The sequence below is a fragment of the Enterococcus sp. 2G9_DIV0600 genome, assembly GCF_002140615.1.
Taxonomy (GTDB): domain Bacteria; phylum Bacillota; class Bacilli; order Lactobacillales; family Enterococcaceae; genus Enterococcus_D; species Enterococcus_D innesii.
On record NZ_NGLL01000002.1, the window covers coordinates 122,017 to 141,154 of the forward strand.

The 19,138-nt window shown below is 46.1% G+C and carries 18 protein-coding genes; 12 read left to right on the plus strand and 6 right to left on the minus strand.

The genetic code is table 11. From position 1 onward, the window contains the following. Positions 1-74: 74 nt before the first annotated feature. Positions 75-488 (plus strand): phosphate-starvation-inducible PsiE family protein, encoded by a 414-nt coding sequence (locus A5870_RS14075; RefSeq protein WP_005232820.1) that lies wholly within the window; start codon positions 75-77, stop codon positions 486-488. Positions 489-522: 34 nt separating this feature from the next. Here A5870_RS14075 and A5870_RS14080 read toward each other — a convergent pair whose 3' ends face one another. From A5870_RS14080 to A5870_RS14090, 3 genes are read right to left on the minus strand one after another with little or no spacing between them, the layout of a single operon-like run. Further along, positions 523-2,394 carry a fructose-1,6-bisphosphatase gene (locus A5870_RS14080; protein WP_086293545.1) on the minus strand — a complete coding sequence of 624 codons (1,872 nt, stop codon included), beginning with the start codon at positions 2,392-2,394 and terminating at the stop codon, positions 523-525. Next, positions 2,384-3,202, minus strand: coding sequence for a pyruvate, water dikinase regulatory protein (locus A5870_RS14085; RefSeq protein WP_005226564.1), 819 nt, complete (start codon positions 3,200-3,202; stop codon positions 2,384-2,386). The genes A5870_RS14080 and A5870_RS14085 overlap by 11 nt, the downstream gene beginning before the upstream one ends. 12 nt (positions 3,203-3,214) lie before the next feature. Next, the gene (locus A5870_RS14090) at positions 3,215-3,850 is read right to left on the minus strand and encodes a helix-turn-helix transcriptional regulator (protein ID WP_086293547.1); all 636 of its coding nucleotides are present in this window, start codon (positions 3,848-3,850) and stop codon (positions 3,215-3,217) included. Between the two features lie 190 nt (positions 3,851-4,040). Here A5870_RS14090 and ppdK point away from each other — a divergent pair, with 190 nt between their 5' ends. Further along, positions 4,041-6,674 (plus strand): pyruvate, phosphate dikinase, encoded by a 2,634-nt coding sequence (gene ppdK, locus A5870_RS14095; RefSeq protein ID WP_086293549.1) that lies wholly within the window; start codon positions 4,041-4,043, stop codon positions 6,672-6,674. Positions 6,675-6,756: 82 nt separating this feature from the next. Here ppdK and A5870_RS14100 read toward each other — a convergent pair whose 3' ends face one another. Continuing rightward, on the minus strand, positions 6,757-7,149 hold the full coding sequence (locus tag A5870_RS14100; RefSeq protein ID WP_086293551.1) for a YbaN family protein: 393 nt from the start codon (positions 7,147-7,149) through the stop codon (positions 6,757-6,759). Positions 7,150-7,321: 172 nt separating this feature from the next. Here A5870_RS14100 and A5870_RS14105 point away from each other — a divergent pair, with 172 nt between their 5' ends. Both A5870_RS14105 and A5870_RS14110 read left to right on the plus strand, forming a co-directional pair. Further along, complete coding sequence (locus tag A5870_RS14105) at positions 7,322-8,131, plus strand: aldo/keto reductase family protein (protein ID WP_086293553.1); 810 nt, start codon at positions 7,322-7,324, stop codon at positions 8,129-8,131. A gap of 285 nt (positions 8,132-8,416) precedes the next feature. Then, positions 8,417-10,462 carry a methyl-accepting chemotaxis protein gene (locus tag A5870_RS14110; RefSeq protein ID WP_005226571.1) on the plus strand — a complete coding sequence of 682 codons (2,046 nt, stop codon included), beginning with the start codon at positions 8,417-8,419 and terminating at the stop codon, positions 10,460-10,462. Between the two features lie 146 nt (positions 10,463-10,608). Here the strand turns inward: A5870_RS14110 and A5870_RS14115 are convergent, their stop codons facing one another. Together A5870_RS14115 and motA are read right to left on the minus strand one after the other, a co-directional pair. Continuing rightward, complete coding sequence (locus A5870_RS14115; RefSeq protein WP_086293555.1) at positions 10,609-11,373, minus strand: OmpA/MotB family protein; 765 nt, start codon at positions 11,371-11,373, stop codon at positions 10,609-10,611. A gap of 13 nt (positions 11,374-11,386) precedes the next feature. Next, on the minus strand, positions 11,387-12,151 hold the full coding sequence (motA, locus tag A5870_RS14120; RefSeq protein ID WP_005232810.1) for a flagellar motor stator protein MotA: 765 nt from the start codon (positions 12,149-12,151) through the stop codon (positions 11,387-11,389). A gap of 621 nt (positions 12,152-12,772) precedes the next feature. Between motA and flgB the strand changes: the two genes are divergently transcribed. From flgB to fliJ, 8 genes are read left to right on the plus strand one after another with little or no spacing between them, the layout of a single operon-like run. Further along, the gene (flgB, locus tag A5870_RS14125; protein WP_017144455.1) at positions 12,773-13,132 is read left to right on the plus strand and encodes a flagellar basal body rod protein FlgB; all 360 of its coding nucleotides are present in this window, start codon (positions 12,773-12,775) and stop codon (positions 13,130-13,132) included. A 21-nt stretch (positions 13,133-13,153) separates the two neighbouring features. Next, on the plus strand, positions 13,154-13,570 hold the full coding sequence (gene flgC / locus A5870_RS14130) for a flagellar basal body rod protein FlgC (RefSeq protein ID WP_003129038.1): 417 nt from the start codon (positions 13,154-13,156) through the stop codon (positions 13,568-13,570). A 7-nt stretch (positions 13,571-13,577) separates the two neighbouring features. Then, positions 13,578-13,901: a flagellar hook-basal body complex protein FliE gene (gene fliE, locus A5870_RS14135; protein WP_086293557.1), complete on the plus strand. Its 324-nt coding sequence runs from the start codon at positions 13,578-13,580 to the stop codon at positions 13,899-13,901. Positions 13,902-13,928: 27 nt separating this feature from the next. After that, positions 13,929-15,551 carry a flagellar basal-body MS-ring/collar protein FliF gene (fliF, locus tag A5870_RS14140; protein WP_170924054.1) on the plus strand — a complete coding sequence of 541 codons (1,623 nt, stop codon included), beginning with the start codon at positions 13,929-13,931 and terminating at the stop codon, positions 15,549-15,551. A 10-nt stretch (positions 15,552-15,561) separates the two neighbouring features. Next, the gene (gene fliG / locus A5870_RS14145) at positions 15,562-16,566 is read left to right on the plus strand and encodes a flagellar motor switch protein FliG (protein ID WP_005226586.1); all 1,005 of its coding nucleotides are present in this window, start codon (positions 15,562-15,564) and stop codon (positions 16,564-16,566) included. Beyond that, complete coding sequence (locus A5870_RS14150; RefSeq protein WP_081117649.1) at positions 16,550-17,308, plus strand: FliH/SctL family protein; 759 nt, start codon at positions 16,550-16,552, stop codon at positions 17,306-17,308. The genes fliG and A5870_RS14150 overlap by 17 nt, the downstream gene beginning before the upstream one ends. Beyond that, positions 17,305-18,657 carry a flagellar protein export ATPase FliI gene (fliI, locus tag A5870_RS14155; RefSeq protein WP_077453131.1) on the plus strand — a complete coding sequence of 451 codons (1,353 nt, stop codon included), beginning with the start codon at positions 17,305-17,307 and terminating at the stop codon, positions 18,655-18,657. The genes A5870_RS14150 and fliI overlap by 4 nt, the downstream gene beginning before the upstream one ends. 22 nt (positions 18,658-18,679) lie before the next feature. Further along, the gene (fliJ, locus tag A5870_RS14160; RefSeq protein ID WP_005226592.1) at positions 18,680-19,099 is read left to right on the plus strand and encodes a flagellar export protein FliJ; all 420 of its coding nucleotides are present in this window, start codon (positions 18,680-18,682) and stop codon (positions 19,097-19,099) included. Positions 19,100-19,138 lie beyond the last annotated feature (39 nt).

Sequence of the window (19,138 nt, forward strand, 5' to 3'; positions counted from 1 at the left end):
AAAAGCTGGACTTGCAAGCATATCATAAAGTGATTCTGAGTAGTTTCGCTATAATAAGTGCGAGGAGGGGTGTTATGGGAAAGTATTTTAAGCACTTCGAAAAATTGATTAGTGTTGTGGTTGATATTATGTTAGGACTGTTGGTTCTGTTGGTTTTGGTGGTGATGGCGGAAGCGATCTATAAAATCGTTGTCCATGTGATCCCACTGCATGAAGTTAGCGATCTTTCTTTATTGATCGAAGAGATCGCAACATTGTTTATTTTACTGGAAATTATTTTGATGTTATTGCGTTACGTAAAAGAAGGTCACCATATTCCGGTGCGCTACTTGATTTTGATCAGTATCACAGCGATTTTAAGGGAGTTGCTTTTAGCGCAGGGAAAAGGGTTAGAAACGCTCTTTTTAGCCTTAGCGATCTTGGTCTTGATCATTGTGCTGCAGGCGTTGGAAAAACTCAAAGCCTTTCATAGTTCCAAAGGACTGTAAAAAAAAATCATCCGATTGGTTGACGAATGACTCGTCAAGGGATCGGATGATTTTTTAATTCTTCAAAAAGCACGCGGCTTTCTTGCTGCAGCCGCTTGCCGATATCTGTTTGCCCTACCGTGGTTCTTTCCGTTTGCCGCACGACGATTTTTTTCTGAGTGACGATGTCACGTCGCTGCTGGATGGCTTGCTGGCGATCTGTAAAGGGTTGATGGGCTGCTAAGGTCATGCCGAAGGAATTTGACAACAGCGTGTAACCAGCAATGCCTGTGACGGATTGGTAGGAGCGGGAAAGTCCGCCATCAATTACCAATAAACGACCATTTGCCTTGATGGGCGTCTCGCCTTTACGCACTTTGACAGGGGTGTGGCCATTGATGATGTGGCCTGTCGGCGGCAGACCGAAGGCAGCTAGGACACGGCAGCAGAAGTCTTCGTTTTCCCTTAAAGAATAATAGGCATTTTTTTGTTCTTTATGGGTGTTGCGATCTGCTATAAAGTAGCGCTCAAAGGTTTTCATGGCTTTTTTGCCGAAGAGGGAAGAGCCTTCGCCACACCAAAGATACCAGATCATATCGGTGGCAAGGTCTGTTTGGTTTTCTGGTTGGGCAAAGCTTTCCTGCAAACATTGCTGAAAAAAGTCCATCAACGCTTTGCCTGCTAAGGGCTGCTGCTGGAAAGTAAAGGCCAGGAAATCGCCGTTTTCCCGACAAGGCAGGCAGCCGTGATACAGTAGGTTGTCGTTGAAGCGCTGGTACAATGTGCCATGCTCGACCAAAAAGCGCATATGCGCAGCTAAGCGGGGCGAGCGTTGAAATTGGCGCAGCAAATCTTGCAATACTTCATGTTCTTCGGCTGTCAAACGGTAAGGATCATCGGGATCTACTAGTTGAAAACAGCCGTTGATCAAAGGATAGGTCTGGTCTAGCTGGATTTGTTGCCGATCTTGAGACAAGCGATGCAATAAGCAGCGCTCTGCCATCGCAAATGCCGGTCGCCGCTGGATCACGGCTGCTTCGACTTTGAATTGGATGATGGCAAATGCCTGCTGCAAAAGCATGGCGGCTTTTTTTTGCTGGCTTGATAAAGGGTCCACTGTTTTTTGCGGATAAAAGCCGGCATTTTCTGTGTAATATTTTTGGCTAAAAGCCAGTGCTTTTGATAAATCGATCCCATAACCATCTTGTAATAATGCCAGATTGCCGTAGCGAGCAGCGATGCGGATCGTATTGGCCAAACAGGGCAGCGAGCCGCAAAAGCTACCGATCCACAAGATATCATGGTTGCCTAGCTGAATATCCAGTGAAGGCAAAGTCATCAAGCGATCGACGATTTTGTCTGGCGCCGGTCCTCGATCATAGATATCGCCTAAGACATGGAGATGGTCCACTACGAAACGCTGAATCAAGTACGCCAGTTCTTGGCAAAAAAGCGGGGCTGCCTCTAATTCAATGATCTTATCAAAAATCGCCTGATAGTAAGCTTCTTTATTGAAGTCGGCATCATATTGGTACAACAGTTCTTCTAAGATGTAAGCAAAAGAAGTCGGCAATGCTTTGCGTACCTTGGAGCGTGTGTATTTACTGGAAGTAAAGCGGGCAACTTTCACTAGCTGTGCCATCTTCAAGCGCCAATCGGCAGGGGTCCAGGCCTGTTCTTGTAATAGCTCCTCTGGATAATAAATGACAAAACAGAGTTCAGTCTGTTCTTCTTTCGTCAAGACACCGGTAAACAAAGTCTCGACTTTTTCTCGAATACTGCCAGAACCATTCCGCAAAATATGGTCAAAGGCATCGTATTCGCCATGCAGATCGCTGACAAAATGCTCGGTAGCTTTCGGCAGCTGCTGGATGGCTTCCAAGTTGATGATCTCGGTCAGGTTTGCCAAGGTGTCTTTATTGAACATGGGCCTGTTCTTTGGCTTGTTCTTCAATCAGCATCGCGCTTTCTTCAATGGAGCGTTTGCTGACATCGATCACCGGAATGTTCAGCTTTTTGAACCATTCATTCGCGTAGGCTAATTCTGCTTCGATTCGTTCACAATTGGTGTAATGGGTCTCTTCTTTCAAGCCCAATGAATGCATCCGGGACCGCCGGATTTCCGTAAGGGATTCTGGATTCGTAGTCAAACCGACCATTTTCCGTGGGTCTACTTGGTGCACTTCGGCTGGCAAAGCGACTTCAGGAATCAAAGGCAGATTCGCCACTTTGTAGCCACGATTTGCCATGTATAGGCTCAATGGGGTCTTTGAGGTTCGCGAAACCCCTAAGAGGACAAAGTCAGCATCGAGAAATCCCCGTGGGTCTTTGCCGTCGTCGTATTTTACGGCAAATTCCATCGCTGCCACCCGGCTGAAATATGCTTGGTTCAAGCGATGCAAGGCACCAGGCTCTTGGACGGCTTCTACACCGAATGTTTTTTCTAGCATCGTGGTCAAAGGCGACATAAAATCGACATACTGCAAACCAGTCCGTTTGGCAAAGGCATCAACAAAAGCGACTAATTCTTTATTGACTAAGGTGGTAACGACGATCGATTTGTCTAGCAAGGCATCTTTGAGGATCTCGCCTAAGCTCTCTTCATCATTAGTAAAGGGAAAGAGCTGGATATCTGAAAGGTCGATCGTGGGAAACTGCGCGGAAACGGCGGCGATCAGCTTTTGTGCCGTTTCGCCTACGGAATCTGAAATCAAATATATTCGAACGTTCTTCATTGTTTTTGCCCCCTAAAAGTGTGTGTTGTCACTGTCATTACCTGCTTGAATAAAGTAATTCATCAGCCGTGTCTTCGTGATTTTGCCGATGACTTTTTTTGGTTCCTGCGGATCGACCACAGGCAAGGTATCGACTTCATGTCGTCCTAACAACGTACCAGCCGTCAAGATCGTTTCTGCCGGTGTGATGGTCACGATGTTTGGCATGCGAGTCATGATCATCGCTACGGGTGTTTTTTCTGGTGCGGCATTGCTGATCGCAAAGCGCAGCAAATCTTTGCGGGAGAGTACCCCGATCAGTTCGTCTTGGTCATTTTTGACATAGAGGGAACCGACATCGTACATAAACAAAGTCGTGACTGCTTCATAAACGGAGACCGTTTGTGAGATCAGCAACGGTGGGATCATGACTTCTGCAACTTTGGTATGGTAGAGTTTTTCGAAAAGCAAAGGCTCAACGGTTTGTCCTGTGTAGAAATAGCCGACTTTCGGTCGGGCGTCTAATAAACCGGTCATGGTTAAAATCGATAAGTCATTCCGCAAGGTTGCGCGGCTCAAACCTAACTGCTTCGCAATGGTCTCCCCACTGATTGGCTGATGCTCTTTGACGATCTCAATGATTTTCATTTGTCTTTGGCTTAATTTCAATGTGTCACCTTCTTTCTTTTATGTGCTATGCTATTGATTATATGATTTTCCGAATGAAAAGGCAATCCTTCTCTTTTAAAAAGGATAAATCCCTTAAAAGTTTTCTTTTTTTGGCTTGACGATTAAATGTGTCATACTATATACTGCTAATTAATCGAAATAGTATATAACATTTAAAAGGAGGAACATGATGGAAAAAGCAGTCGTATGGTTTTCAGAAGGCACGAAAGAGCAAAAAGCACTATTAGGCGGGAAAGGGGCAAATCTTGCGGAGATGACCAATTTGGGTTTGCCTGTTCCTCAAGGATTTATCGTCCCGGCCACCATTTGCCTGACCTATTTAGAAGAACAGGTTCTTCCTGAGGCGATCATCAAGCAAGTCAAAGCTGCCATCGAAGAATTGGCAGTCCGCAGGAACAAAACATTTGGCGGACTGCAGTCGCCGTTGTTGGTTTCTGTCCGCAGTGGTGCCAAGTTTTCCATGCCAGGGATGATGGATACGATCTTAAACCTTGGGTTGAATGATGAAACCGTCCAAGGGTTGGCTCAGCAGACAGGGGACCCCGTCTTTGCTTATGATTGTTACCGCCGCTTGATCCAGATGTATGGGGATGTGGTGAAAGGTGTAGCAAAAGAGCACTTTGAAGCCTACTTGACAGATTATAAGAAACAGCAGAATTATGCGTCAGACCAAATGATGACCGGCAATGATTGGCAAATGATCTGCCGCGTGTTTCAAAGTATTTATATGGAACATACTCAAGAAGCGTTTCCGCAAGACCCGTTTCAGCAATTGTTGGCAGCCATCACGGCGGTTTTTCGTTCATGGAACAACCCACGGGCCAAGACCTACCGTTCCCTCCATCGGATCCCTGACGATCTAGGGACTGCCGTAACGATTCAAGAAATGGTTTTTGGCAACAGTGGGATAAATAGTGGGACGGGTGTCGCCTTTACCCGCAATCCAGCAACCGGGGAACCGGGACTTTTCGGCGAATTTCTAGTGTGTGCCCAAGGGGAAGATGTGGTTGCTGGCATTCGTACACCACAACCGATCCAAGCGTTGGCACAGCAGCATCCCATGATCTATCAGGAACTAAAGCAACTGGCTGAGGGTTTGGAGGATCACTATCAAGACATGCAAGACATTGAATTTACCATCGATGACGGTCAGTTGTTTGTCTTGCAAACAAGAAACGGCAAACGAACCGCCGCTGCCGCAGCGCAAATCGCAACGGATATGGTCGCAGAAGGTCGGATCACTATCAGACAGGCACTAGATCGCATTACACCAGAAATGATCGATCAATTGTTGCACCCGTTATTTGCCCCCGAAGCCTTGCAGCAAGCCGAAGCCTTTGCGCAAGGCTTGCCGGCTAGTCCAGGGGCAGCTTCAGGACATGTCTATTTCACTGCAGAGGCAGCAGAAAAAGCCAGCCGCACAGGAGAAAAAGTCCTGCTGCTGCGGCAGGAAACCTCACCTGAAGATATTGAAGGTATGGTGGTGAGTGAAGCGATCATTACCGCTCGTGGGGGGATGACTTCGCATGCGGCGGTGGTCGCCCGTGGTCTGGGGGTCTGCTGTGTGGTAGGATGCGAGGCATTAAGTGTCGATGTATTTTTGAAGCAGGCTCGCTGTGGTGAGTTGCTGATTGAAGAAGGTGACGTGCTTTCGGTAGACGGCAGTACTGGCAAACTGTATCAAGGGCAGCTGCCTATGACCAGTGTGCAGGAACGGGTCTTATTGGATCAGCTTTTGACGTGGGCGCAAGCCCAGGCAGATCTAAAGGTTTACGCAAATGCGGAAACGAAAAATGACATTGAGGCGGCGCTGGCCTTTGGTGCAGCGGGCATCGGCTTAGCACGGACGGAGCATATGTTTTTTGGGGAAGCGCGTTTGTGGAAAATGCGGGAAGTCATCTTGGCAGAAACGAAGGCGGAACGATTGGCGGCGTTGGCTGAGATCAAGGCGTATCAAAAAGCCGATTTCAAAGAAATGCTGCAGGCCGCGCAAGGAAAGAAGTGCACGATCCGTTTATTAGATCCGCCACTCCATGAATTCTTGCCCCATGAGCATGAACGTCTTGAGATGGCCCGCCGTAGTCAAAAATCATTGGCGGAGATCGAGCGGCGAATTGACGAACTGCAAGAGGTCAATCCCATGATGGGGCATCGCGGCAGCCGCTTAGGACTGAGCTATCCAGAAATTTATGAAATGCAAACAGCGTCGATTTGTGAAGCGGCTGTGGAGTTGCGGCAGCAAGGAGTCGAGGTAGAGGCGGCGATCTTATTGCCCCTGATCAGTTTGCCTGCAGAGTTGCAGGTGTTGAAAGAGACGTTGACACAGGTGATCGCTCAAGCAGAAGCCACCCTGCAGCAACCGTTGCGCATCGAGATCGGCATGATGATCGAGACACCTAGAGCGTGCTTGATTGCTGGGGAGTGTGCTGAAGAGGCGGCGTTCTTTAGTTTTGGTACCAATGACTTGACCCAAATGACCTTTGGCTTTTCGCGGGATGATGCCGGCAGCTTTATTCAAGCCTATTTGCAGTCGGGGATCTTACAAGAAGACCCTTACCAGCACTTAGATCAGGTAGGTGTTGGCGCGTTGATGCGTCAAGCGATCGCCGGCGTAAGAGATCGTCAGCCAGAGCACTCGATCGGTGTTTGTGGCGAAGTCGGCAGCGATCCCTATTCCATTGCATTTTTGCGAGAGATCGGCATCGACTATGTTTCTTGCTCCCCATACCGAATCCCTGCTGCCTGGTTAGCGATCGCCCAATCGGCCCCCATCATCGAAGAGGCGTCAGTGAGCACCCGCTAAAATAGGAGAAAAAAATACACCGCAGTCCACTAGCAAGGTTCGCTTGCTTGGTGGATTACGGCGTGTTCGTTTAGCGTCGTACTTACAGGGGCTGATCCGTTTTTTGGATCGCAGGTTTGCGTCCTTTTAAATACCAAGTGATCCCAATGACATGGGCGAGGTAGATGGCAGCGAGGACGAAACGTACCAGCAGATTGGAGATCAATAGTGCAGGAATTGCAAAGACTATCAGCATCATGGCAAACATCCGGAGCATTCCTTTGGTGCTCAGCTGTTTTTGTACGAGTGGTTTTTCAATGTATTTTTGATAATTTTCTGATTGAACCAAGCGTTGATAATAGGTATCGGAACTCCGCAGCCAGAAATAAGCCGTCAGCAAGTAAAAGACGGTTGTAGGTAAGAAAGGCAAAAAGATTCCTAACGTACCTAAACCGAATGTCAGTGATCCACAAAGAAAAAATAGTGTTTTTTTCAAAAGTAACCCTCCTTATTTGGGTGTTTCGTGTCTTACCCTCAGTATAACGGAGGAGGGGCAGCTTGAACATGCGTTTTGTGCTTTTCCCCGTTTTTTAGCGGCAATAAGAGTTTTTCTTCCCCTTACTCCTGCTTTTTTGATAGACTAGAAACAACACAAAGGGGGGAGCAACATGGAAACGATTGAATTGAATACCGGCATTCAGATTCCAGTGATCGGCAGTGGGACGAATACATTTGGGAAAGAAAACCGAGAATACCAAGGTGCGATCAATGATGATACGACAGAGCTATTGACTGCCATCAAGCTTGGGTATCGGCATTTTGATACGGCGATTTCTTATCGCAACGAAGCCGTGGTAGGCAAAGCCATCAAGGAAAGCGGGATCGACCGCAGCGAATTTTTCCTGACTTCTAAGATTCCTGGCAAACCACAGCATACGCAAGATGCAGCTGCCGTGAAAGCGTCTGTCGAAGCGAGTTTAGCAGCCTTGCAGACGGAATCGATCGATCTTTATTTAATCCATCATCCGTGGGACAACTTGGCAGAGATCGCCGCTGTCTGGGCGGTTCTTGAGGCTTATGTCGATAAAGGAGTCTTAAAAGCGATCGGGGTGTCCAATTTCCAAGAAGAAGAACTTAGCTATTTATTGGCAAACAGTCGGATCAAACCAGCGGTCAATCAGATCGAATCGCATCCAGGCAAGTGGAATGATGCGATCATCGCCTATTCCTTAGCCAATCAGGTAGTGCCAGAAGCCTGGGGTCCGCTTTCCGGGATTTCGGAAGCGGCACGGGAAACCTTGACCCAAATCGGTGAAGCATATCAAAAAACCTGGAGCCAAGTGGTCTTGCGTTACCAAATCGAGCGTGGGGTGATCGTGATTCCGAAATCCCATTCAGAAAAACATCAAGCCGAAAATTTAGCGCTCTTTGATTTCGCTTTGACGGCGGAAGAAAAAGCTGTCATCAAAGAGTTATAGATAATAAAAAGCAGTCCCATTAAATGTGACCCTACAGCCAGTGCGGAAACTTCCGTGCTGGCTATTTTTATGCAGTCGCAACGCTCCTTTATGACTGAGGAGCTTTTCTATTCGTTACAACAGCAACCGTAAGCCTTAGCAAAAAATAAAATGCGCTTGCAGCCGTTTCTGCCAATGAACCCTCTTAATCATTCAAAGAAATAACCGATTATCCTTACTAAGGGTCGTCTACGGACGAGTCTTCATTGGATCGTGTGAAATTGGAAATGAAGGAGTGGCACAGTTGTGAAAAAAAGAAAAAAGACGATAGGAATTTATGTGATGATCACCTTGATGCTGGTTGCGGGGATCCCGATCATTGTCATGCTGACAAGTTCCTATTTAACCACCAAGAACTTATTGATTGAACGAAATGATTTGAACAAAGAAAGTGCCGTCAATTTGATCTTGGCGGAAGAAAAGAGTTTGCGCCGATCGACGGAAAGCAAATTGAAGTCAATGGCTGAACTGCCAGCGATGAAAACAGAATTCAGCATGGGGCGCATCCGTTCAGATCTTTCTTTAGCGATTGCTGGGAGCAACAGCTTCTTAGCGGTGACTTTTGGAACAGAAGATGATGAGTATGTGACCTTCAATCCCTTACCAGATGATTATAAGCCTACGATTCGGCCATGGTACAAAGGGGCCGTAAAAGCCGAAGGAGAAGTGTATTGGACAGCACCTTATTTAGATACAGTGTCGAATCAATTTGTGACGTCGGCTTCGATCAGGGTCAAAAATTCCCATAATCAAGTGGGGGTTTTAAGCGTCGATGTTTCCTATGAAAGCATTCAAAATATCTTGTCTTCCTTTACCGTAGGGCGGACTGGGAATGTCACCTTAGTTTCAGAATCTGGGGTCATCGTGACCTCAAAAAACACCAAACAAATCGGTAAGAATATCAAAGAAGAAGAAGTGTTCCAAAAAATCAAAGAAGCTAAAAACCCGACAGGCATGGTTGGTTTAGGCGACTCGAATAAAGTCAACGATGTGTTGTATGACAAGTCTGCTGATTCCAATGTTTGGGCGTACTCCGAAGTCAAAGCTAGTGATCTAGACAAAGAGTTAGGGGCGTTAGTCCGCACCACCATTATCGTTACGATCTTGATGCTGCTCTTTGTAGGACTGGTTTCTTATGCCGCGATCAAAGTAGTCGCAGCAATCATCGATTGCTTCAATCGTTACTTTAGAAAAGTCGGTGAAGGCAAACTAGAGAAGATGAGCAAAACCAAACGAGCCAAAGGCGAAAAATGGACATGGGATCAACTGGCACGCCGAGTTGTTTATCCAGACAAAGCAGGCAATGAGATCCAGCAAATGGCGGACAATTACAATGTGATGATCGAAGGCACGGGTGCATTGATCCAAAAAGTACAAAAAGAAAGCAACAGTGTCGCAGGAATGTCGGATTCTTTATTAGAATTGTCAAAACAAACCAATATTGCGACAGAAGAAGTCTCTCAAACCATTACGGGTATTGCTGAAGTGACCGGTGCTCAAGCCCAAGAAACAGAATACAGCGTGTCCCAAATGCAAAATCTGTCGCAGGTCGTGAAAGAATTACGAGAAAATGTTGGCGGCATGAGCAGCAAGTCGCAAGAATCTACGAAGATCAATCAAGAAAACTTAACGATCATGGATCAAGTCGATGACAGCTGGCGACAAGAGTTGGCACAGATGGAGCGCTTGATGTCGAACATGACGGGAATGAATGATAGTATCCAAAACATCAACTCGATCATTGGGGTCATCAACGATATTTCTTACCAAACCAACTTGCTAGCCTTGAATGCATCGATCGAAGCCGCAAGTGCAGGTGAGTCGGGCAAAGGCTTTGCCGTCGTGGCTGCTGAGATCCGAAAATTGGCGGAACAAAGCAAAGCCTCTACCAAAGAGATCGAAGCGATCATTGAAGAAATTCGTGAGCAATCTAGTCAAATGGTTAAACAAACGTCGGCGTCTGTCAAAGGTGGCGTTCGCCAAACCAACTTGATCAAAGAAGCGATCTCGTCTTCAAAAGAAGTTTTCCAACGCAGCAGCTATATGATCGAAGGCATCCATCATATTGAAGCAGCCAGTGCCCGTATCGAAAATATTCAAAACAGTGTACTGGAAAACTTAGAAAACATTTCCGCATCAACGGAAGAAAATGCCGCTGGTACACAAGAAGTTTCCGCAAATGCAGAAGAAGTCTTGGCAACCATGGATGAATTTACCAACCATGTGGCAGACCTCAGAGACATTGCAGAAGAGTTGAAGCGATTGACCAATCGTTTTGAAGTGGAAAAATAAACCAAGCAAAAAAATCACTCATCAGCTATTCGCAAGAATGGCTCGTGGGTGATTTTTGTTTAGTGAATAGGAGACTACAAAAAAGCCAAGACGGATATTGGTCGTCTTGGCTATTCATAATGATATTTATAAAACCTTATTACGGACTATTGTGCCGTTTCAGTCCGCTGAATGATCATCTCCACGCGGCGGTTTTCCGAGCGGCCTTGGGGGGTGTTGTTATCGGCTTTCGGTTCGGTATCGGCAAAGGCTTGAATGGCAGCATTTTTTTCTAAAACAGCGCCTTTGCTGATGAAGTATTCCATAACGGTAATGGCACGAGCGGAACTAAGATCCCAGTTAGATTGGTAGCGGCCATTGCCTTTTTCCGGTACGTTATCGGTATGCCCGGCGATCACGATTTTGTTAGCTTTTAGTTTTTTCAGTGAGTCCGAGAGTAGATCCAGTGACTGACGAGTGGTGTCCGTGATCTCGGCGCTGCCAGAGGCAAACAAAATACTGCTAGCTAACGTGATATGCAAGCCATCAGATTCCAAGCGAACTTCTGTCTGGTCTTTTAAGCCAGAAGCGGCGAGTTCTTGTGACAGCTGGTCGCTGATTTTTTCTAGCTGTTGATTTTCCAGTTGGGTCCGAACTGCTGCTTCTTGCGCTTGTGCTTCGGCAGAAGTGGCGGCTTTTTTTCGCGGCGTGGTCTCGCCCATATCGATCACTGACCCGATGACGGAGGCATTGCTGTGGTGGCTGGAAAGGATGGTGCCGAATTCGCTTCGGATTTCTTGGAACTTCTCATCATCGACTTTCGCCATGGCAAACATGACGATGAACAAAGCCAGCAGTAAGGTCAACATATCCGAGTAAGGCAAAAGCCACGCTTCGTCTACATGTTCTTCATGTTTCTTTTTTCGTTTCATGTCGCTTCACCCTTTATAATTGTTCTTGCCGTTTTTTCGGATCGATCAAGCTGTATAATTTTTTCTCAATGCTTTTCGGTGATTGTCCGGCTTGGATCGCTAAGACCCCTTCAACGATGATCGACATCATTTGGACCTCTTGCTCCGATTTTAAGGTCAGTCGTGAACTAAAGGGAATGAACAGGACATAGCCGAAGAAAATACCGTAAAGGGTCGCCACGAAAGCCGCCGAGATCATATGACCCAGTGCCTCTACATCCTCTAAATTACCTAGCGCCCCAATCAGCCCGATCACGGCTCCTAACACCCCTAAGGTCGGGGAACTCGTGCCGGCGGTTTTAAAAATAGCCGAGCCGATGCGATGTCGTTCTTCGATCCCATAGATCTCATTCTCCATGATTTCTTGGATCTGTTCGGCAGCGATGCCATCCACCACCATTTCCAAGCCCTTTTTTAAAAAAGGATCTTCTAAGTTTTGGATAGCACCTTCAAGAGATAGTAGGCCATCGCGCCGAGCTTGGTTGGCTAATTCAACGATGGTATTGATGGTTGTTTTTAAGTCGTATTCTTTATTTTTCAGCAGAACGCCGAAGATCTTCGGGATTTTTTTGATATCACTGCTGGGAAATGAATTGATAACGGCTGCGATCACACCGACGAAAATGATAATCGCGGCTGCCGGATTAATCAAAACGGCCACATTGGCACCTTTTACAATCATCCCAACCACCACAGATATCAATCCTAAAATAATACCGATCAGCAAGAAAAAATCCATTTGTTGCGTCCTCCTAAATTCTATTTCCAGGTTTTAAACCCTCATTTATTTTATCGGTGAATTAAAATCATTCTTAATAGCAAAAAAAAATAATCCAAAAAATAACTAAAATAAATTTTTTGCTTCTCTTTTTTTTTGTTCTTTTTTTGACAAGTTTCGTCAAATTTTTAAAATGGTACAGCTTGCAATTTTTGTGAATATTTATAGATGGTACCGTTTTTTTTCGTGAAGTATTTCTCAGGGTTTGTCATACCATCAAACACAAATGAAAATGTTTTAATCAATTTTTCGAATAATGCTTGTTTTTTTATCAAAAAAATGATTTTGATCAAAAAGTATAGATATGCTTGTAAAACGCTTTATATCGATCGTTTACTTTTTATAACTGGGAACGAAATTGCGATGAAACAGTGTTTAACAAATAACATAACATACCTGTAACTTAAATGTCATATCCGTAAAGTTGCAAAAATCAAATTGTAAAATAAAAACAATTCTACTATAATGACATCACGTCTTCTTGTTTTTTTAATCTATAACAAAAAAATCAATAAATATATTTGTTTCTGTTCCATCGATGAAAAAAACGTTTGGTACAGAAGGTGGAAGGAGCAATTATTGTTGGATACCTATGATTTATTAAAAACAGCCATGAACGTTTCTGCACAACGCGCAGAATTGATTTCGTCTAATATCGCCAATGTCAACACGGATGGGTACAAAGCAAAACGCATCGTGTTTGAAAGCGAATTAAAGCAGGCACTCGCTTCGTCAGGGACCGATGCTGCAACCGAAGCGTCAGTTTCTCAAGTAAAACCGAAAATCACTGAAAATGCAACTACCAGCATCAAAGACAACGGCAATAACGTGGATCTTGAAGTGGAGATGTTGGATCAAGCAGCCAATGGGTTATATTACAGTGCATTGACCGCACAAGTCAACGGACGCTTGCAAATGATGAACCTTGTATTGAGTAATTGATAGAAAGCGCAGGAAAAACAAATGGGTATGTTTAACGGACTAACGATCAACGCGAGCGGTTTAGCATTGGAACGGTTAAAACTAGATACGATCTCCAGCAATATCGCAAATGTAAATACGAATCAAACACAAACAACCGCGGCTTATCAAAAAAAGAGTATTCTTTTTTCAGAAAATTTAAAAAATAGCCGTGAAGGTACACCGGCTACATACGGTGTCAAAGTGACGGGGATCGCTGCCGATGAGACAGAAAAGCTGACCTATGATCCTACAAATCCCGCTGCCAACGACGAGGGATATGTCGGTCAATCAAATGTGGATATTGCCGATGAAATGGTGGCAATGTTGCAAGCGGTTCGAACGTACGAAGCCAATGTTTCTGCTTCAGAAATGAACAAAACGATCTTGAAAAAAGCATTAGAAATATCAAAGGGGTAACGAGAAAATGGATGGACTTTTAACGACAGAATTAACAGACTACCAAAACGTTTTGCGGACACTAGGCACGGGGGCTGCTTCAAACGAGACCAGTGTTGCAGGCGCCAAGGAAAATCAGTTTTCTTCTTACTTGACCCATGCGGTCGATCAGTTGAATCAAAAAACGGCGGTCATGGATCAAGATACTGTAAATTTGATCACCGGCGATGAAAGCGATCTAGGCAATGTGATGATTCGTATGACAGAGGCGCAACTGGCGCTACAAACAGCCGTTCAAGTACGAAACAAGTGTTTAGAAGCTTACAATGACGTGAAAAATATGCAGTTTTAGCAGTGGGTGAGGGAATAAGGATAAATGATGGATAAAGTGAAAGAATGGACAGAACAACTCAAAGACCGTTGGCAAATGCAAAGCTCTTTAAAGAAAATGATCGTTGTTCTTTCCGTTATCAGCGTTCTCGGAATCACAGCAGCTGTGTATTATTTAAATACGCGAATTGAATACGGTATCTTGTTTACGGATCTAAGCGATGCCGATGCGGGAACGATCAGCAAGGATTTAGACGAACAGCAGATCGCCTACAAATTAGCCGACAATGGGACGACGATTTTGATCGATAAAGACCAAGTCGATGAATACCGCATCAATCTTGCCGTGGACAATAAGTTACCAAATACCAGTACAGGATTTGAATTATTTGATGATGCCAACATGATGACAACGGACGAAGACCGCAAGATCATGTATCAGCGGGCAGTAACGGGCGAACTACAGCGAGCAATCGAGTCGATCGATGCGGTCAAATCCGCCAAAGTTTTACTCGTGATGCCAGAAGAAAGTGTCTTTTCTTCGGAGGAAAGTGCGCCAACCGCCTCCATCGTGTTGACCTTGAAAAATCAGCAGATCTCAGACGAGTCCGTGCAAGGAATCGTTACCTTGACTTCAGGGGCAGTGGAAAAGCTGAAGCCTGAAAATGTAAAAGTCGTTGATAGCGCGGGCAATACCTTGACGAGAACCGAAGATGAAGCCAGTCAATTAAGTGGCCTGAACAATAAATACATTGCCATCAAAGATTCCTATGAAAAAACGCTAGAAGAAAAAGTAACGAAGCTGCTGACACCGATCTATGGCGCAGACAAATTCCAAGTGTCGATCAATTTAGACTTGAATTTTGACTCGATCGAGCGGAAGAAAGTCACTTATGATGACCCAGAGATCAAGAGTGAGACAGTGCAGGCTGCTGGTTCGCAAGGGACCGTCCAAGAAGCCCAAACAGGGACGGTAGATGACAATGTCTCCAATGTGACGGGCACAGATGGAGAGGGAAACAATTCCTACAGCCGTTCGGTGGAAAACGAATTGGATACCGAGACCACCACGACCATTACGGCCCCTGGCATGATCGAACGAATGACCAGCTCGATCGTGATCAATGCGAACCTTTCGCAAGCGGATCAAGCAGAATTGCAGCAGTTGATTGCTAGTGCCGTCGGCTATGACAATGACCGTGGTGATCAAATCGCGATCCAAGGATTTGACTTTGCCCAAGCAGAGGTTGATCCAGCCGTTGATCCGCAAGGGAATGAACCGATTGCAGCTGCCAAAGGTTATCTCAAGTATGCCATCATCGGCGGCATCGTGTTGACCTTGTTCTTAGTGATTTTAATGATCGTTGGCGTGATCCGACGTCGTCGTAAAGAAGACGAGCTGGAAGTCGATGTGACGGAGGAAATGGTCACTTTTGCACAACCGTCCGCAGTTAGCACTGGTACAAGTCCGTCAGTTGCACAAGAAGTCGTTTTTGGCGGTGTCGGCAATCGGTCTGCTGAAACGAAACCAGCGGTGCCAGAAGCATCCACACAAGAAGCCGCAGCAGAACATTCAGGAGAACCAACATTGGATCAAACGGCTAGAAATTATGCCGAAAGCAATCCTGAAGTAGCGGCGGAATTGATCAAAGCTTGGATGAAAGAAAAATAAGGGGGCAGCCATGGATACAATAGACGGGGTAAAAAAAGCAGCGATTCTTCTGATCTCTCTAGGATCAGATACCTCTGCAAAGATCATGAAGCTGCTGCCAGAATCATTTATACAAAAAGTGAGCTATGAGATCGCCAACATCGACTTTGTCAGTCCCGAAGAGCGGGATCAAGTATTGGAGGAATTTTCTCATACCGCAACGGCCCGCAAATATGTCTTAGACGGCGGGATCGATTATGCCAAAAATTTGCTGAACCAAGCATTAGGCCCTCAAAAAGCCAAAGAAGTCATTGACGTATTGACTCAGATCCAGCTGCGGGAGCGGCCCTTTAATATCGCTCGCAAAGCCGATGTTCAACAGTTGACCAATCTATTGATCGGCGAACATCCACAAACGGTAGCGTTGATTTTGTGCTACATGCAGCCGGACAAAGCGGCCAGCGTCTTGTCGCAGTTTCCCGATCATTTGCAAGTGGAGATCGCTGAACGGATCGGGACGATCTCCAGTACGTCGCCTTTGGTGATCGAACGGATCGAAAAAGTGATCGAGAACAAATTCTCGAATTACATTGAGAACGATACGGAAAATGTCGGTGGTGTGCACACACTGGTAGAAATCTTGAACTCAGTCAGCCGCAGCACCGAAAAGAACATTTTGAACGACTTAGAAAAGCGGCAACCAGAACTATCCAACGAAGTGAAATCCAGCTTGTTTACTTTCGAGGATATCGTGACCCTCGATCGCTTGGATGTTCAAAAAGTCTTACGAGATGTTCAAAACGATGTGTTAGTCTTAGCGCTTAAAGGCACGACCGATGACATCAAGAACTTTATTTTCTCCAACCTCTCATCACGGGCGGTGGAAAATCTGCAAGAAGAAATTCAATTTATGGGTCCTACCCGCTTGTCTGCTGTAGAAGAAGCCCAACAAAGTGTGGTGGCTGTGATTCGACGGCTAGATGAAACCGGTGAGATCTACATCGGAAGGGGCGACCAAGATGCAGTGGTCAAATAGCAGTTTATTGAAGCAGCAGGCGGTCAAAACGACTGAAGCTGCGCGCAGTATTTTGACGGATACGACCATCAAAGCGCCGATTGAGAAACCGAGCTTGGATCCAGAACTGCAAGCGGCTAGACGTGCACGCCAGTTGGAGCAGGAACGGCATCTGCAGCAAATGGAAGCCTTGAAGCAGCAGATCTTGACCGATGCACAAGCGCAAGCGGCGCAAATTCTAGCAGAAGCGAGAACGGAAGGCTTTCAAGCAGGACAAGCAGATGGCTTTCAACAAGGCTATCAAGAAGGACTCAATGCCAGCAAAGAAGCCGCGCAAGCATTGATGACACAAGCCCAAGCCAATGTCGCTGAAGCCGTTTCTGAAATCAACACCTTTCGCTCAGAGAAAAAGCAAGAAATGATCGCTTACGGCACGGCAATCGCCGAAGCCTTGATCAATCAACGTTTTACAGACGAACAAGCAGGCTTCCTGCCTTTTGTGGAGTCTGTGCTATGGCAATTTGAACAACCCGATCAATTTGTGACTGTTCGCAGCCAAGAGCAGCATCTCGCAGGGTTGCGAGAATTGTTGGAAACCAAAAAGCAGACGATCAGCGGGTTTCGCTATTTACTCATGGCAGATGACAGCTTGGCGGAACATGATTTTTGTATCGAATCTGAAAATGCTTTGGTGGTTTTTGAACTGAGGAAAGAAATCGCGCGCTTTTTGAGCCAATTTCTAGAAAGCAGTGTGAAGGAATGACGTTTGAATTACCGATCACAGCGCTGCGCAAAACAGCGCAAGCACAGCCGTTTTTTACCACTTACGGCAAAGTCAGCGAAGTCGTAGGTCTGCTGATCAAAGTCGAAGGGCTGGCGGTTTTCATAGGGGAAATCTGTGAAGTCGCATTGCAAAACAAGACGCATACAGCCTTAGCCGAAGTCGTGGGCTTTGTGAAAAAAACCGTGCTCCTGATGCCTCTTGATCAGCTAGAAGGCATCGGACCCGGCTGTTTGGTGCGGCCAACTGGCAAATCATTGACGGTAAAAATCGATGATACGCTGCTAGGGCACACCTTAGATGGACTAGGGCGACCGTTAGATATGGCGCTGGAGCTGGAAAGTGCGCCAGAATATCCAGTTAGTCAAGATTCTCCTGACCCCTTTCGCCGTCAGAAAATCGCTGAGATCATGCCGACAGGTGTCCGGGCGATCGATGGTCTCTTGACCGTCGGCCTTGGCCAACGGATCGGCATTTTTGCCGGCAGCGGGGTCGGTAAGAGTACTTTATTGGGGATGTTGGCTCGTTATTGCGAAGCCGATGTCATCGTGATCGGCTTGATCGGCGAGCGGGGACGAGAAGTCAAAGAATTTATTGAAAATGATCTAGGCCCAGAAGGTTACCGCAAGTCGGTCGTTGTCTGTGCCACCTCCGATATGCCGCCTCTCGTACGATTAAAAGGGGCTCATGTGGCAACAGCGATCGCTGAGTATTACCGCGATCAAGGTAAGAAAGTCGTATTGATGATGGATTCGGTGACCCGTTTTGCGATGGCGCAGCGGGAGATCGGTCTATCGACAGGTGAACCACCGACGACCAAAGGTTATACCCCTTCTGTGTTTACAGCTTTACCGAAGTTGTTAGAACGCAGTGGGATGTCGGACAAAGGTTCGATCACGGCCTTTTATACCGTCTTGGTAGAAGGGGATGACATGAATGAACCGATCGCTGATGCGGTGCGGGGGATTCTTGACGGTCATATTCTGTTGTCCCGAAAAATCGCCGCTCAAAATCATTATCCTGCCATCGATATTCAAAACAGCCTCAGCCGTTTGATGAAGACCCTCGTTTCTGAGGAACAGCATGAACATGCGGGGGAACTAAAAGAAAACATGGCCGTTTATGCAGAGGCCAAGGATTTGATCGATATTGGTGCTTACAAGAGTGGCAGTAATGCGTTGACCGACCAAGCGATCGCGTTGCATCACCCCATCCTACGGTTTTTACAGCAAAAAGTGGATGAGCGGATCCCATTTGAACAAACGATTTTTGAACTGGCGCATTTGTTCAGTGAAGAAGCGCTGATCGAGCGCCAGCGTTCGACCATGTAAAACAGATCATAAAGGAGCAGCTATGCAAGCATTTCACTTTTCCTTAGAAAAAGTATTGGATCACCGAAAAACTATTGAGCAAGAAGCCAAACGCGCTTACGCCCAAAAACAACAATTGTTGATTCAGCAAGAACAGCACCTGAATACGCTGACACAGGAAAAAGCCCAGCTTTTTGATGTCAATGAGATGACCATTGGGCGGATGCAAGTGCAGCAACGCTATTTGCTTGCGTTGAATGCCACCATCGATGAGGTTCAGAACAAAATGTTTCACGTGAAGCAAGAATTGGCAGAGTCTTTATCGGTGGTGGTAGAAGCGCAGCAGGAACGCAAGATCGTGGAAAAGCTGCGAGAAAAACAATTTGCTGAATACACCTATGAACAGCAATTGGAAGAGCAAAAACAATTGGATGAGTTCGGCAATCGCGCCTTATTTTCTTAAAGCACTAATGGTTTTAGTGATGAGACGACCTTGGTTTCA